Raw genomic sequence first — 15468 nt, forward strand, 5'->3', positions numbered from 1 at the left:
GCAACTCTGTCTATTTTCCCAAAAACCTCAGAATATCTTCATTAAGCTGATCCGCATGCTCAAAAGGAATCATATGGGTGGCGTCTTTATAAATTTTAAGTTCTGAATTAGGAATCTGCTGCGCCATCATTTCGGTGTGATCATGTTTAATGACATCTCGCTCTCCTGCAATCACCAAAACCGGATTTTTGATACCGGAAAGATCTTTTTTGCTGATATGAGGCTCATCGAGCATAATCTTCACCAGCCTGCGTTCGTTGAATTTTTCAGGCTTGTTTTCTAACTTCAGAACCAGCAACTGATTTTTCATATGGGAAATAAGTCTTTCATCAACCCCTTCAGGAAAAGCATTGGCTCCGATAGCAATGATTTTATTGATATTTTCAGGGTATTTGATTGAAAACTCCAGTCCTGTAATTCCGCCGTCACTCCAGCCTGCAATATTGATCTTTTTCATTCCCAGCTTATTGGCAAGCGCTTTTATATCGTCCGCAAACTGGGTATAAGTAAAGTCTTTTTTTGAAGTATCTGCACTTTTTCCCTGTCCTCTTGTATCTACGGCAATCACTTTGAAATGTTTGGAAAGTACGGGAATCTGCTGGTAAAAATCCTGTATACTTCCGGAGTTTCCGTGAAGAAGAAAAAGAGGTTCTCCTTCGCCATAAACTTCGTAGTAAAGTTTTGTATCCTTTAATTCAAGATAGCTGCCTGCAGACTCGTTCTTCCCGTACACAGAGTTTTCAGATTCTGTTTTGTATCGGGATGTGTCAGAGATCAATCCTTCAAGATCATCCCCTGAAGCAGCGGTTTCGTCATTGGTATTTTTTGCGTTTTTATCCACTTTTACATCTATATTAATGGCTGGCGCCGCCAGTGTGACTTTTTCCCAGTTTCCATAAAATTTTCTGATAAATCCGGTTCTGAAAAGGGCTGCACTGATATTAATCCGCCCTTCAAATTCTTTTAAAAACTGAATACCTATAAAAAATTTTCCCTGTACCCAGATATTATGGTCATTAACATCCAAAGTGTAGGTTCCGTCTTTAATCATATCCTGAGTAAGTTCTACTGTAATGTCTTCGTCCAGGATATTTTGATCCGGAAAGCCGTTTTTTTCGCTGTAAATGCTGTACCTCATCAGTACAGGTTTATCCGATGTATAACTGGCAATGTTCAGATTGATGTTTTTAATCTTGGATCTTTTTCCTGCATTAAATGCCAAAGCCGTTTCACCGAGAAAATCTTCTTTTCTGAACTGTGGATTAACGGAATACAAAACACTCTTCGTTTTTGTATTGACTCCCCAGTTTTTATCAACCAGCTTTTTCAGTTTGATACTGACTTCTTTTATATTTTTAGTTTTCTCTGTTAAAAAGATCTGTTTTCCATCCTGCTTTTTGAAATTCTGCAGTGTTTCCATATAAGGTTCATAGCCGGGAACTTCAATTCTCAGCTTCCGGGTGGAATCCAGCCCTGAAAGATCAATGGAAAAATGTCCTTTTTCATCGGAAACGGTTCCGGTATTTTCTTTTTCTACTCCTATTTTCACATAAGGAACCGGAGTATTTTCATTTTTAGATATAACGGTTGCGGAAACAACCTGTGCACTGAAAGAATAGCTGACTAAAAGAAAGAATAAGACATTTAATTTATTCATGGTATAAGTTTGGTGCAAAATTCCTTATTTCCAGGATTGAATATTCACAATGCCTTATTAAAATTATCGCTGATTTAGTTAAATTTATTTTAAAAACAGGCTATTTAACCTTAATTCGGTAAAGTATTTCTTTTTTAGGAGTGTCGGGAAAGTAGAGGCTATTGGGAACTACCCTTGTCAAGATTTTGAACCTTGACAAGGGTACCAACAGAACATAAGCGACTAAGCTCTACCTTCTTTTCTTAACCTAAGCTCAGAGCATTTAATTTATTTATTCTAAAATTCCGTTCAATTTTCTGCTTACAGAATAGCCATGATTTCTTCCCAGGAGTGTACTCTTTTGTAGCTTTCATTTTCAATCAGTTCATTATGAGGCTGGGTAAAAATGAGTTTTTCACCGGCAAAATGATCCAGATTTTTAGGATAATCATCAATCATTACATCTCCCTGCACTACTTTTTTACTACCGCATAAAACAATCTGCTCCCAGCTTATGAAAGGGAAATGTTCCGCCAACCAGTCGAACTTTTCTCTTAAACTGTTCGGAAACTCCATTCCTGCAGAAACAATATACAGATCATATTTGTTGTTAATATATTCCAGAGCTTTTTGGCTTCCTTCCATTACCGGAAGTGTTCTGAAAAAACCGATTTCATTCACGTGTTTTTTTCCGTTGGGAAAAGACTCCACTTCTGGAAGTCCTTTTGTACTGCTGATCTCTATTTCTTTTCCTGAATCTCTTTTTTCAAATTTTACAAGTTGGTGGTAGACGTCTGCCATTACCCCGTCCATATCTACAATTACTCTTTTCATTATTTCAATCTGATTTGGTATTATTATTTAAACTGAGTTTTAAATCCGTTCAAATTTACTAAATGTGTTTTCAGAAAAACAGCTCTGAAGTATTAAATAAATCTTAAAATAACCTGATTTTGGGGAATTTATGAGTGATAAATTATGAGTGATGAGTTATTTTGAGGCGTATCCTGGAGTTGGAGCACTTTCTCATTTCACTTGCATAGCAAAATTGACCATCGACCTTTCTAAATCTCAGCCTTAGCCTAAAGATCTGAAATCTTTCTATCCCGAACTCAGGTTAAAATAGTATTCATTTTCGTACTTTTGCGGCTCAATTCAAAATCAATATCAAACCATTACATTCCGATGAATTACGTTTCTGCAGAAAATCTTACAAAATCTTACGGCATCAAAGTTCTGTTTAAAGACATCTCTTTTCACATCAATGAAGGAGATAAAATAGCCATTGTTGCCAAAAACGGAAGCGGAAAATCTACCCTTCTTAAAATATTAATGGGGAAAGAAATTGCAGACAGCGGCACCGTAGTCATCAATAAGGATATCCAGGTGGTTTTATTTGACCAGGAAATTGATTATAATCCGGAACTTACGATTGATGAGTTTATGATGACTTTGGACTCGGAACCTATTCTTGCGCTTAAAAACTACCATAAATCTCTTCATTCTACAGATGATGCTTTCATTGAAAAAGCACTGAACGATATGGAAGCTCACAAAGCCTGGGATCTGGAAAATGAGATGAAGCAGATTTTATCTCAGCTTAAAATCACAGATCTGGAGGCCAAAATGGGCACTCTTTCAGGAGGGCAGGTGAAGCGTGTGGCACTGGCAAAACTTTTAACAGAAACCAGAGCAGAACACAAACATACCCTACTGATTATGGATGAGCCTACCAACCACCTTGATGTGGAAATGGTAGAATGGCTTGAAAATTATCTGACAAAAGCAAAAATCACATTACTGCTGGTTACCCACGACCGTTATTTCCTGGACAGTGTCTGCGATATTATCTGGGAAATGGAAGACCAGAATTTATATCTTCACAACGGTTCTTACGCAACCTACCTTGAAAACAAAATGATTCGTGAGGACAATATGAATGCTACGATTGATAAAGCGAATAACCTGTACAGAAAGGAGCTGGAATGGATGCGAAGACAGCCGAAAGCCCGTACTACAAAGTCAAAAAGCAGAATAGATTCTTTCTACGAGACTGAAAAAGTAGCAAAAACCGATACCCGCAAACAAGGTCTGGAACTGGATTTTGAAATGAAACGTCTGGGTAATAAAATTCTTGAACTGAAAAACATTGATAAAAGCTTTGGAGACAAAGTATTGTTGAAAGATTTCAGCTATCAGTTCCAACGTGGAGAAAAAGTGGGAATTGTAGGAAAGAACGGAGCCGGAAAATCTACGTTGTTAAATATTATTCAAGGGTTTGAAAAGTTCGACAAAGGCGAAATTGAAACGGGAGAAACCATTTCTTTCGGGTACTTTTCACAAAAAGGACTTACTTATAAGGAAGACGAACGTGTTATAGACTTTATCAAAGAGATTGCAGAATTCTACCCTCTTGCCAATGGAAAGAGTCTTTCTGCCTCACAGTTTTTAAGATTATTCCTGTTTGATGATCAGACGCAGTATTCTCCAATTTCAAAACTGTCCGGTGGTGAAAAAAGAAGACTTCACCTGATGTACATTCTTTATCAGAATCCTAATTTCCTGATTTTTGATGAACCTACGAATGATCTTGACCTTCCTACCCTTACCGTTCTGGAAAACTTCCTTCAGCAGTTTCAGGGATCGCTGATCATTGTATCTCACGACAGGTATTTTATGGACCGAATTGTAGATCATATCCTTGCATTCGAAGGCAATGGAAAGATCAAAGATTTTGTAGGAAACTTCTCAGAATACAGGGAAGCAAAAAGCCGTGAAGAGGCTATGGAAAAAAATACACCTTCCAAGCCTGAGCCTGTTAAAGAGACCGTTTCAGTAGCTGAGACCGCTCAGTCTACTAAAAAAAGAAAAATGTCCTTCAAGGAACAGCGGGAACTTGAAACTATAGAAAAAGAAATGCCTGAACTTGAGCAGCAGCGCGCCAAAATCATGGATCAGCTTAATAATGAAACAGAATATGAAAAAGTAGCTCAGCTTTCCGCCGAGTTGGAAGCTGTTTCTGAAAAGCTTGAGGAATATGAAATGAGGTGGCTGGAGCTTCAGGAAATTTAATATGTTTGAGGGTTTGAGAGTGAGAGAATTGGAGGGTGGAAGCGTTTTAAGATATTGACTTTTGATATCATTGCACCCGAACACTCTTACTCTCAAACCCTCTCACTCTCAAACCCTCAAACCCTACAACACTCCTACAAATTCACTACTCTCCCGTCTTTTGAGCTTTCCATAGAAGCGTCTATAATTTTCATATTCTGAACCACTTCCCTGCCCTGCGATGGTAATGCATATCCGAAGACTATGTACTCGTAGATCTGCTGGTAATAATCCATATAATTTCCGGGTTCGCTGGAAGTAAGTATTCTTTCTGTTTCTGAATTTTCATTTAAAAAATTGAGAATTCCATCTGTTCCTTTCAATGGCTCGGTCCATTCATTTCCGTAAACAGGTATGGCTCCGGCAACCAGCTCATTCTCCTGATTATCGGTTCTTTCCTGAAGAAAACTTCCTTTTTCACCGTGAATGGTGTAAGCGTAGTGAGCTTCTTTAGTAAAAACAGATGATTTCAGTCTTACTCTCAGGTTGTTTTTATAATACAGCAGGATTTCGAAATAATCATTGGCATATTCCTCACCTTTCATAGAAAATACATCTGCAAAAAGTTTTTCCGGATACCCGAAATACTGTACCGCCTGATCCACCAGATGAGCGCCGAGATCATGCAGAGATCCTGATCCGGTCTGCTGCGGATCTTCTTTATGCTGTTTCCCGCTTGGTGTGGTTCGGAATCTGTCGAACCGGATTTCTGCTTCTTTAATAGTTCCTAATTTTCCTTCGTTTATTATTTTATGAACCTGTAAAAAATCACGATCGAACCTTCTGTTCTGATATACGCTTAAAAAAAGTCCTTTTTCCTCTGCGAGATTCACCAATTGTTCGGCTTCGGAAACACTTACCGTGAATGGTTTTTCCACGATAATATTTTTTCCTGCTTCAAGGGCCATTTTTGCGTATTCAAAATGCGTCTGTACAGGGGTATTGATAATAACCAGTTCTATATCTGCCTCCTGAAGCATTTCTTCTACAGATTTATAAATGGTGGCTTCCGGATATTTTTCTTTAGATTCTTCTTTGCTTCTTTCTACGATAGCAGCTATAAAAAATCCCGGATGTTCTTTCAAAAACGGAGCATGAAATACTTTTCCGCTCATTCCAAAGGCACAAAGTCCTGCTTTTACCAATTGCATATGTATAATTTTTTAACAAAGATATTCAATAATCCTCAGTTTAAGAGCCTTTAACGAAAGTCGTTCTTTTTACAGGATCTTTAAAAGATGACAAAAATCATTTTATTATTTTTATTAATTCTAAATTGAATGTTTCCAATTTCTTATTTTTGCGGCTATTTAAAACTATTCTACATAAAAATAAGAAATGAAAAAACAACTAGCTTCTTTAGGTTTTTTATTGACTGCCTTATCTTTAAGTGCACAGATGAAAAACCCTGAAACTGATACCATCAGGACTCAAACTATAGAAGACATCAATCTTCACAAAACCGGAAACCCGAACCAGGCGAAAACCTTCTCTACGAAGTCTACGCTTACGGTAATGGAAAATCCTCAGCCTATCTCTATTGTAACTCATGAAATCATTGAGCAGCAACAGGCAAAACAGTTGAGCGATGTTCTTCAAAATGTTAACGGGATGTACTTGACTTCTTCCAGAGGTGGTTCTCAGGACAGTTTTGGAGGCCGTGGTTTTATTTTGGGTAATGATAATATCTTTAAAAACGGAGCTAGAATCAACAGCGGAGTATTTCCTGAAGTAAGCGGTTTGGAAAGAGTGGAAGTACTGAAAGGATCTAATGCGATGCTTTATGGTAACACGGCAGCAGGAGGAATCATCAATATGATTACCAAAAAACCTAAATTCAACTTTGGGGGAAGCATAGGACTGAACGGCGGAAGCTGGAATTCTTATAAACCAACAGTAGATATTTATGGACCTCTTTCCAAGAATATTGCCTTCAGAATCAATGGTGCTTATGAATATGCTGAAAGTTTCAGAGATGTAGTAGAGTCTGAAAAATATTACTTCAATCCTTCATTCTTATTTAATTTAAGTCCAAAATCTCAGTTAATTGTTGAAGCAGATTATCTTAAAAACAATTTTACACCGGATTTCGGGATCGGGGCCATTACCAATCCAGACAAAAGCTACGTCATGAATGATATCCTGTCGAGAAACGCGTTTTTAGGAACCGACTGGCAGTATCAAAATGTAGAACAGCTTTCTACTAACGTTACTTTTAACCATCAGTTTAGTGAAAGATGGTCTTTGAATGCTACGGCTTCTTATCAAAACTATACCAAGGATTATTTTTCTACAGAAAGAGTGCAGTGGGAATACGGTACAAACAACCGTCTGGTATGGAAAAGACCTCTAAACAGAACCTATAACGAGCAAAATTATACTTCTTTCCAGGCTAATATCAACGGGGAATTCAATACCGGGAAAATCAACCATAAAGTTTTAATAGGAACAGACGCAGATTATGGTCTTGCTGATTCTTATACTTATTATGATCCTACGACAGATCCTAAAAAACCATCTATTTACGGAACAACTTTCCTGTTCGGAACCAATGGAAATCCAAACGGTCTTGTCTATATGGATGATCCTTCAACTTGGGCAAGCGGTACCATGCCTACTGCGGAGCATGTAGCAAAATATGAAAGAACAAGAATTCCTACCCAAAGAATCGGGGTATATGCACAGGATTTCATCAGTATTTCTAAGGAATTTAAGGTATTGGCAGGTCTAAGATGGTCTTACGTAGAAAACAAAAGCACCAGAAAAGAAAACTTCAAGGACAACACTACGCCTGATGTTCCGAATTCAAGTTCTTCTGATATGGCACTTTCACCAAAAGCAGGAGTTGTGTATATGCCGAACGACAACCTCTCTGTGTTTGCAACCTATACCAATTCATTCTCGAACAATGTAGGTTTCGACAGGGATCAGCAAAGCCTTAGACCTACTTATATTGATCAGTATGAAGTGGGAGCTAAGAAAAACCTTTGGAACAATGCCCTGGCCATCAACCTAACCGTATACCAGATCCTTTACAGAAATTACTATCAGGTTGCTTTAAACGATGCCGGATTACAGATAGATCCTAACGGACTTTTAAAAGATTTCGCCGGAAAAATGAGAAGCCGCGGGGTAGAATTGGACATTACAGGAAATCCTAATGAGAATTTATCCATTATTGGTGGATTCTCTTATAACAACTCTGTCTATCTTGATACTCCTGAAAAATTTGGATACGTGGAAGAGCAAAGACTTGTAAGAACTCCTGCTACCACAGCCAATGCTTCGGTATTCTACAAATTTACACGTTTTGCGAAAGGTCTTAAAGTAGGAGCTGGTGCTTACTATATCGGAGATCGTCTGGCAGGATGGAATGATACAAAAACCGGAAGCAACAGCTTAGCAGCCAGAAATGGAGTAAGCAGAACATTTAAACTGAAAGATTACACCACCGTATCTGTATCTGTAGGCTATGAGTGGAACAAATTTTCTATACAGGGAAGAGTGGGCAACCTGTTTGACGTAGTGAATTATAACGTACACGAAAACTATTCAGTAAACCCGATTACTCCTAGAAACTATTATTTTACTCTGACGTATAAACTTTAGAATTAAATACTATAATAATTTCACCATTTAAAGTGGAAATTGCATTTTTGCAGTTTCCGCTTTTTAAATTATATACAAAACAAACAATACGATATGGATAAGATCAAGGACACAAGAAGTTTCATGAGAATCACGCACCGCTATCTCGGTTATTTTCTGGCGGGAATAATGGCAGTTTACGCCCTGAGCGGAGTTCTGCTTGTTTACAGAGATACGGACTTCCTAAAAAAGGAGAAGAAATATGATAAGACCATCGCTGCTCATCTTTCCGAAAAAGAATTGGGGAAAGAATTAAAAATCAAAGGGCTGGAAGTGGAAAAAACAGAAGGCAATATTCTTCATTTTAAGAGAGGAACTTATGACTCATCAACCGGGCAGGCCAAATACAGCAAGATGGAACTTCCGTTTGTTCTGGATAAAATGGTAAAGCTTCACAAATCGCAGTCAAAAGAAACCTTATCACCACTGAATACATTTTTCGGGATCTCCTTATTTTTCTTCGTGATTTCCAGCTTCTGGATGTTTAATCCTAAGACAAAAGCCTTTAAAAGAGGAATTAAATTCACAATTGCCGGCCTGATTATTTCAGTGATCCTTCTTTTTATTTAAATTGTGGTATCATCAAAAAAATGACCAAATAATTCACATTTCGATTACCTGTAAATTAACAGTTATTCTGAGTTTTTATCTAAAATTAAGAAGTATGGCACATTTCTTGTCTTTTATAAAATCTACAAATGATAACATTTAATTATTAAAATAATAAATTATGAAAAAACTAATTTTTGCAGGAATATTGGCAGTAACAGGTTTGACTGCAACAGCTAATGCTCAGATTCAAAAAGGTAACTGGCTGGTAGGAAGTAAATTGATCTCCAGTAATTTTGGATTAAATACCGGAGGTGGGTACAATATTGGTATCCAGCCACAAGGTGCTTATTTTATTGAGGACAATGTAGCAATCGGGGGATATGTAGATTTAGCGATCAACAAAGTTACCAACGGAAGCCCAACAGAATTCACTTATGGAGTAGGTGGTTTAGGACGTTATTATCTATCACCGGGAGAAAAAGGTGTTGATAACTTATTACACCACGGTAGATGGTTCCTTGAAGGAAACGTAGGGATCGGAGGTAGATCTGTTGAGAATGGAAGCTCTACTACCGGATTAGACTTTGGAGCAGGTCCTGGGTACTCTTATTTCATTACGCCTAATATAGGTTTGGAAGGTTTAGTGAAATACAAAGGTAGAGCAGGATTTGGTAGCGAAGGTTTGAATTCTAACATTACTTTCAACGTAGGATTCAGTATTTACTTACCTACTTCAAAAGCTAAAGAAGTAGCAAGAGATGTAAGATAATTTATTTTACAGTAATCAGATAAAAATGAAATCGCCCCGGAATATTTTTCGGGGCGATTTTCGTACAAATTAAAACTAAACTATAAAAAATCAAATAAATCATGTATTAGGTTGGGGCGTATATCTCAGATACGGCTTTATTTCTGTAACGCCTTTCGGGAATATTTTCCGGGCATCTTCCGTAGAAATAGCCGGTGGAATAATAACATCCTCACCGTTTTCCCAGTTGACTGGCGTAGCTACTTTATGTGAATCAACCAGCTGAAGAGAATCCAGCACTCTGAGAATCTCATTAAAATTTCTTCCCGTAGAAGCCGGATACGTAATAATAAGTCTTACTTTCTTTTCTGGATCAATGATCAGTAAAGAACGAACGGTTGCCGTAGCCGAAGCATTCGGATGAATAAAATCATAAAGCTCTGAAATTTGTCTGTCCTTATCAGCAATAATCGGAAACTGCACATCTGTATTCTGAGTCTCATTAATGTCCCTGATCCAGTTCTGATGGTCTTCTACTCCATCCACACTCAAAGCAATTACTTTGGTTCCTCTCTGATCAAATTCCGACTTCAGCTTTGAAGTATATCCCAGTTCTGTAGTGCATACCGGCGTATAATCTGCAGGATGTGAGAAAAGGATTCCCCAGGAATTTCCCAGAAACTCATGGAATTTTATATCGCCTAAAGTGGTCTCTGCCTGAAAGTCCGGTGCTGTATCTCCTAGTTTGATTGACATAATATTTCGCTTTATTAGTCTACAAATTTAGTAGACTTTTTGATACTGGCAAAATTTTTGATGAAAATTTATATCTTTAATTAAAAATTTATCCATGCAGAACATTGAACACAGCTACACAAATGTTATTTACAGGGTTTTGGAAAGCTGGTATATGAAGTTTGCCGAACTTACCCCCAAACTTATCGTGGGAATCTTAGTCTTCACTTTTTTCCTGATTACTAGTAAGTATCTCAGTTTGGGAGCTGTAAAATTATTTCATAAATTTTTTCCTAAAAGCAAAAAAGAAAGCTCACTGGTCACCTTAATCAGTATATTCCGGTTTCTGATTATGATGATGGGAACTTTCATTACACTTGAAATCATGGGCTTCAGCGGATTCCTTTGGAAGTTTATCGGAAGTTTAGGAGTGGCAGGGGTAATTGCCGGGGTTGCATTGAAAGATCTTGTCTCCAGTATTTTCTCAGGAATGCTGATCGGAATTGATAAAGCATTTAAAGTGGGCGATTATATTACCATCGGGACTCACTCCGGTACGGTTCAGGAAATTGGATTTCTAACAACCAAAATCATTACTGACGATGGCAAAAAAGCTTATATTCCGAATCAGGTGGTTTTTAATGCCCCTTTCTACAATATCACGGCTTCCCCTCAACGCAGAATTATTCTGAATTTTGAAATTCCTGCAGATGAAGATATCAGCAAAGCACAGAAAGGAATGCTGGATGTTATTAAAAGTCTTGACAATGTAGACAAACTGGATACTTCGGAAGTTATTTTCACGGATTTAAAACAGGGAAATTTCAACCTTCAGGCTAAATTCTGGATGAAAGTAGGGGCCAATATGGTTCAGCTGAAAAGTGAGGCCTACCTGAAGATCAAAGAGCGTCTGGATGCCGATAACATACAGCTGGTAACGCCTACGAGTATCAGTATCACCAACGGAGAAAGCCATCCCGGTGAAAATCAGGATAAGTAAAAATACTAACCGCTTTTTTTAAGCGGTTTTTTTATTTCTCAATTTTTTTCTGATGTTTTGATTTCAGACTGTCCTTCTGATGTATTTTGGCAACGGAATCATTTTCGATCTTCATCTCGCCCATTACATATTGATCATTAGTAAGAAGGCTGTCTTCTTCCATAACTACAACACCTGTGGTGGTTGCGCAGGCTTCTTCTTTCGGCTTAGAGCAGCCTGTCAAAAATAAAATGATGGAAATTATGGACAGAGCTATTCTATTGTTCTGAAAATTCAAAGGAATGGATTTCAAAAACCTCCTTTTCAATTTCTCAGATTTCTCGGTCTTACTACCCAGTTGATAATTATAAAATCTGCCGCAAATATTTTCTTCCTGTCTCTCTTTGAAAATAGATTCAATTTCTTCAGGCTTCTTTTCTGTAAAATCAATGACACATTTGCTGCAGGAAGAGCAGAATCTTCCCTTTTCCTGAGGCAACATATCCGCCCAATTGACCGAACATGGGTCTGAAATGTTTATATTCTTCATCAATTAGTATTTATTCAATTAATAAATCAACAATAAATAAAAGGTTTTAACCAATCCTAATTAATCAAAAAGAAAAAACCGTTCCAAAAATGAAACGGTTTTTATATTTATTTGAATTTTTAGTATTATGCTAAAACTTCTTTTACTTTGTTTGCAGCTTCTTCCAAAGTAATTGCAGAGTGTACCGGAAGACCAGACTCGTCAATTAATTGTTTAGCTTCTACAGCATTAGTTCCCTGTAGTCTTACGATCAAAGGAACCGGAAGGCTTCCCATCGCTCTGTAAGCATCTACAACACCCTGAGCAACTCTGTCACATCTTACAATACCTCCGAAGATGTTGATAAGGATTGCTTTTACATTAGGATCTCTAAGGATGATTCCGAAAGCAGTCTGTACTCTCTGAGCATCTGCAGTACCTCCTACGTCAAGGAAGTTAGCCGGGTTACCACCAGATAATTTGATGATATCCATAGTTGCCATTGCAAGACCAGCACCGTTTACCATACAAGCAACGTTACCATCAAGCTTTACGAAGTTAAGACCAGCTTCACCAGCTTCTACATCCATTGGATCTTCTTCTCTTGTATCTCTAAGTTCAGCTAAGTCTTTGTGACGGAACAGTGAGTTGTCATCCAAAGTTACTTTAGCATCTACAGCGATAATTTTGTTATCAGAAGTTTTCAAAACCGGGTTGATTTCGAAAAGAGAAGCATCAATACCTGTATAAGCATTATAAAGAGATGCAATGAATTTTGTGAATTCTTTGAAAGCATTTCCTTCAAGACCTAAATTGAAAGCAATTTTTCTAGCCTGGAATCCTTGAAGACCTAAAGCAGGATCAATGATTTCTTTGTGGATCAAGTGAGGAGTTACTTCAGCTACGTGCTCAATATCCATTCCTCCTTCAGTAGAATATACGATTGTATTTTTACCTTCAGCTCTGTCTAAAAGAATAGAAACATAAAATTCTTTAGTTTCAGATTCTCCAGGATAATAAACATCTTCTGCAACCAAAACAGAGTGTACTTTTTTACCTTCAGCAGAAGTTTGTGGAGTTACCAACTGCATTCCGATGATGTTCTGAGCGTTTTCTTTAAGCTTATCCATGTTTGGAGAGAACTTTACACCGCCACCTTTACCACGACCACCTGCGTGAATCTGTGCTTTTACAACCCAAGCTTGTGCTCCGGTTTCAGCAGTCAATTTCTCAGCAGCTGCTACAGCCTCATCTACGTTATTCGCTACGAAACCACGTTGGATAGCTACTCCATACTTTGATAAAATCTCTTTTGATTGATACTCGTGAAGATTCATATTATTTTTATTATTTTATTTTAAAATTTAAAGGTTGACAAATTTACTAAAAAGAGTTTAGATTTAAAGAATTACAAAAGAGAAGTTGAAAGCAAATTTTAAATTGTTGACAAAAATCAACTTACATCAGTTGCTCTGTGAAAATATCACCCTGTTTCAAACCTTTCGAAACATTCCATTTCATTCATTCTTCAGTCCCGGAGCAGATGAATAACCTCTGAAGAACAGATTTAAAATAAAACCGTAAGTTCTCCCAATTACACCCTTCTCCTTCTATGCCGCGAATGTAAGAATATCTGATGAATGCAGATACAAAACCTGTCGGAGATGCCCTATTCTAATCACATTTTAATCTCATTCTAATCTGTCTGAGAATCATTAACAGATCCCATCCATTATCTTTGAGGCCCCGAAATAAAACATGGAAACTCATGATTTTTTTAATTCAAAATCATGACCGAAAGAAATTTTCGTACCCGGATTTCGGATTGTTTAAAATATTCAACCTTACTAAGAAAGATGGAAAGTACAGCTAATGAACAGGGTAAAAGGCTCATCCGCTACATTACGAAAGAGAAAAAGGATGTCACCAATATTTATTTTTATGCTATTCTGAACGGTCTCGTGCTGCTGAGCATCCCTTTGGGCATACAGTCTATTGTAAGCTTCGTGATGGGAGCTACGATGGCTACCTCTATTTATATTCTTATATTTTTTGTGGTCATCGGAACATGGCTGGCTGGATATTTCAGATTAAAGGTAATCCAGATCATCGAAAAAATACAGCAGAAAATTTTTGTAGAATTCTCTATGGAAATTGCAGACAAAATTCCAAAGGTAGATCTTTCTTATACCCGGAAATACTATCTTCCGGAGCTTGTCAACCGTTTTTTTGATATTCCGAATCTTCAGAAAGGAGTTTCAAAAATCCTTCTGGAAATTCCTACCGCACTGATTCAGATATTCTTCGGAATTCTTTTGCTATCCTTTTATCATCCGTGGTTTCTGGCATTCGGAGGGTTGGTTGTGATTTCCGTTGTGATTATATTCAGATACACCATGGAAAGCGGGATTAAATCCAGTATTGAAGAGAGCAACAAAAAATATGATACCGCAGCCTGGATAGAAGATATTGCCGGATCTGTGAAAACATTTAAGATGCACTCTGAAAAGGAAGTTCATCTGCACGGAACGGATGAAAGAGTGGTAGAATATCTCGATCACAGAACATCTCATTTTAAGGTTCTTGTTTTCCAGTATAAAACGATTATTGCCTTTAAAGTCATTATTACGTTGGCTATGCTGGCAATCGGGACTTACCTTCTGATTAATCAAAAGCTTAATATCGGGGCTTTTATTGCTACGGAGATTGTTGTTTTAAGCATTATGTCCGCAGTAGAAAAACTGATTGTGAGTCTTGAAAGCTATTATGACCTCATCGCTTCTTTCGCCAAGCTTTCAAAAATTACTGAGCTTAAAGAGGAGAAAAATGGTGAAATCGTCCTGTCTCAGAAAGAAAAAGGGCGGGAAATTGAATTCAAAAACGTCAGCTTTTCATTTAATGACAGCATTCCGATTCTTTCCGACCTGAATTTTAAAATCCCGGAAAACAGCATTACCATTCTAACCGGAAAGCTGGGAACCGGAAAATCTCTTCTTCTCAATATGATTGCCGGTTTCTTTGAACCCAGCTCCGGGACTATACTTTTCGACAGAATTCCGTTACAAAATATAGATAAGAAACAGCTGAGGAATACCATGAGTCTTTATCTTGAAAATATGAAGATCATTCAGGGAACGGTAAAGGAAAATATATTACTTGGCAACAGCCAGAGCAGTACCGAAGATATTCTGGAGCTTTCGGAAAATCTTGGAATAGAAAATATTTCAAGCCTGTTCAGCAACGGATTTTTTACGGAAGTAAGCGAAACGGATTCGGAAATTACCTTCAGTTCAAAGAAAAAAATTCTTCTGCTGCGTGCCCTTTTAGGAGAGAAAAAGCTCATCATTCTGGAAAATCCTTTTGCAGGCATCCGCGAAGAGTATCAGGATAAAATGATTGAATACCTGCAAAAAATCAAAGAAAAAACAACCGTAATTATTGTTTCACAGAATGAAGACCTGCTTCAGCATGCAGATCAGCACCTTCATATGGAAGACGGAACTTTAAAGGTTATATCATAAAAATTGAAA

At 37.5% G+C, this 15468-nt stretch carries 12 protein-coding genes; 6 read left to right on the forward strand and 6 right to left on the reverse strand.

Annotation, left to right across the window (positions count from 1 at the left end):
* Positions 1 to 10: 10 nt before the first annotated feature.
* A complete protein-coding gene (locus ACM46_RS08050) occupies positions 11 to 1657 on the reverse strand; it encodes an alpha/beta fold hydrolase (RefSeq protein WP_048506101.1) in 1647 nt (548 codons plus the stop codon).
* A 300-nt stretch (positions 1658 to 1957) separates the two neighbouring features.
* A complete protein-coding gene (locus ACM46_RS08055) occupies positions 1958 to 2470 on the reverse strand; it encodes a 5' nucleotidase, NT5C type (protein ID WP_048506102.1) in 513 nt (170 codons plus the stop codon).
* Between the two features lie 351 nt (positions 2471 to 2821).
* Between ACM46_RS08055 and ACM46_RS08060 the strand changes: the two genes are divergently transcribed.
* Positions 2822 to 4708 carry an ABC-F family ATP-binding cassette domain-containing protein gene (locus ACM46_RS08060; protein ID WP_048506103.1) on the forward strand — a complete coding sequence of 629 codons (1887 nt, stop codon included), beginning with the start codon at positions 2822 to 2824 and terminating at the stop codon, positions 4706 to 4708.
* A gap of 134 nt (positions 4709 to 4842) precedes the next feature.
* Here the strand turns inward: ACM46_RS08060 and ACM46_RS08065 are convergent, their stop codons facing one another.
* The gene (locus tag ACM46_RS08065; RefSeq protein ID WP_048506104.1) at positions 4843 to 5898 is read right to left on the reverse strand and encodes a Gfo/Idh/MocA family oxidoreductase; all 1056 of its coding nucleotides are present in this window, start codon (positions 5896 to 5898) and stop codon (positions 4843 to 4845) included.
* A 187-nt stretch (positions 5899 to 6085) separates the two neighbouring features.
* Here ACM46_RS08065 and ACM46_RS08070 point away from each other — a divergent pair, with 187 nt between their 5' ends.
* The 3 genes from ACM46_RS08070 (at position 6086) to ACM46_RS08080 (ending at position 9716) form a co-directional block, all read left to right on the forward strand.
* Positions 6086 to 8356, forward strand: coding sequence for a TonB-dependent siderophore receptor (locus ACM46_RS08070; protein WP_048506105.1), 2271 nt, complete (start codon positions 6086 to 6088; stop codon positions 8354 to 8356).
* Between the two features lie 93 nt (positions 8357 to 8449).
* A complete protein-coding gene (locus ACM46_RS08075) occupies positions 8450 to 8965 on the forward strand; it encodes a membrane protein (protein WP_048506106.1) in 516 nt (171 codons plus the stop codon).
* A gap of 160 nt (positions 8966 to 9125) precedes the next feature.
* Positions 9126 to 9716 carry a hypothetical protein gene (locus tag ACM46_RS08080; protein WP_048506107.1) on the forward strand — a complete coding sequence of 197 codons (591 nt, stop codon included), beginning with the start codon at positions 9126 to 9128 and terminating at the stop codon, positions 9714 to 9716.
* A 99-nt stretch (positions 9717 to 9815) separates the two neighbouring features.
* On the opposite strand, the gene ACM46_RS08085 is transcribed toward ACM46_RS08080, so the two are convergent.
* A complete protein-coding gene (locus tag ACM46_RS08085; protein ID WP_048506108.1) occupies positions 9816 to 10451 on the reverse strand; it encodes a peroxiredoxin in 636 nt (211 codons plus the stop codon).
* 94 nt (positions 10452 to 10545) lie between these two features.
* Between ACM46_RS08085 and ACM46_RS08090 the strand changes: the two genes are divergently transcribed.
* A complete protein-coding gene (locus ACM46_RS08090) occupies positions 10546 to 11430 on the forward strand; it encodes a mechanosensitive ion channel family protein (protein ID WP_048506109.1) in 885 nt (294 codons plus the stop codon).
* A gap of 31 nt (positions 11431 to 11461) precedes the next feature.
* Here ACM46_RS08090 and ACM46_RS08095 read toward each other — a convergent pair whose 3' ends face one another.
* Together ACM46_RS08095 and sucC are read right to left on the reverse strand one after the other, a co-directional pair.
* Positions 11462 to 11959, reverse strand: coding sequence for a hypothetical protein (locus ACM46_RS08095; RefSeq protein WP_048506110.1), 498 nt, complete (start codon positions 11957 to 11959; stop codon positions 11462 to 11464).
* A gap of 125 nt (positions 11960 to 12084) precedes the next feature.
* Complete coding sequence (gene sucC / locus ACM46_RS08100) at positions 12085 to 13275, reverse strand: ADP-forming succinate--CoA ligase subunit beta (RefSeq protein ID WP_048506111.1); 1191 nt, start codon at positions 13273 to 13275, stop codon at positions 12085 to 12087.
* A 519-nt stretch (positions 13276 to 13794) separates the two neighbouring features.
* On the opposite strand from sucC, the gene ACM46_RS08105 reads away from it, so the two are divergent.
* Positions 13795 to 15459, forward strand: coding sequence for a peptidase domain-containing ABC transporter (locus ACM46_RS08105; protein WP_048506174.1), 1665 nt, complete (start codon positions 13795 to 13797; stop codon positions 15457 to 15459).
* Positions 15460 to 15468 lie beyond the last annotated feature (9 nt).

The organism is Chryseobacterium angstadtii, from assembly GCF_001045465.1.
GTDB classification, from domain to species: Bacteria; Bacteroidota; Bacteroidia; order Flavobacteriales; family Weeksellaceae; genus Chryseobacterium; species Chryseobacterium angstadtii.

Bases quoted from the DNA above. Each gene is read 5' to 3' on its own strand.
- ACM46_RS08075 (WP_048506106.1), top strand. From the start codon at position 8,450: ATGGATAAGATCAAGGACACAAGAAGTTTCATGAGAATCACGCACCGC.
- ACM46_RS08105 (WP_048506174.1), top strand. From the start codon at position 13,795: ATGGAAAGTACAGCTAATGAACAGGGTAAAAGGCTCATCCGCTACATT.
- ACM46_RS08055 (WP_048506102.1), bottom strand. From the start codon at position 2,470: ATGAAAAGAGTAATTGTAGATATGGACGGGGTAATGGCAGACGTCTAC.
- ACM46_RS08060 (WP_048506103.1), top strand. From the start codon at position 2,822: ATGAATTACGTTTCTGCAGAAAATCTTACAAAATCTTACGGCATCAAA.
- ACM46_RS08080 (WP_048506107.1), top strand. From the start codon at position 9,126: ATGAAAAAACTAATTTTTGCAGGAATATTGGCAGTAACAGGTTTGACT.
- ACM46_RS08070 (WP_048506105.1), top strand. From the start codon at position 6,086: ATGAAAAAACAACTAGCTTCTTTAGGTTTTTTATTGACTGCCTTATCT.
- ACM46_RS08065 (WP_048506104.1), bottom strand. From the start codon at position 5,898: ATGCAATTGGTAAAAGCAGGACTTTGTGCCTTTGGAATGAGCGGAAAA.
- sucC (WP_048506111.1), bottom strand. From the start codon at position 13,275: ATGAATCTTCACGAGTATCAATCAAAAGAGATTTTATCAAAGTATGGA.
- ACM46_RS08050 (WP_048506101.1), bottom strand. From the start codon at position 1,657: ATGAATAAATTAAATGTCTTATTCTTTCTTTTAGTCAGCTATTCTTTC.
- ACM46_RS08090 (WP_048506109.1), top strand. From the start codon at position 10,546: ATGCAGAACATTGAACACAGCTACACAAATGTTATTTACAGGGTTTTG.
- ACM46_RS08095 (WP_048506110.1), bottom strand. From the start codon at position 11,959: ATGAAGAATATAAACATTTCAGACCCATGTTCGGTCAATTGGGCGGAT.
- ACM46_RS08085 (WP_048506108.1), bottom strand. From the start codon at position 10,451: ATGTCAATCAAACTAGGAGATACAGCACCGGACTTTCAGGCAGAGACC.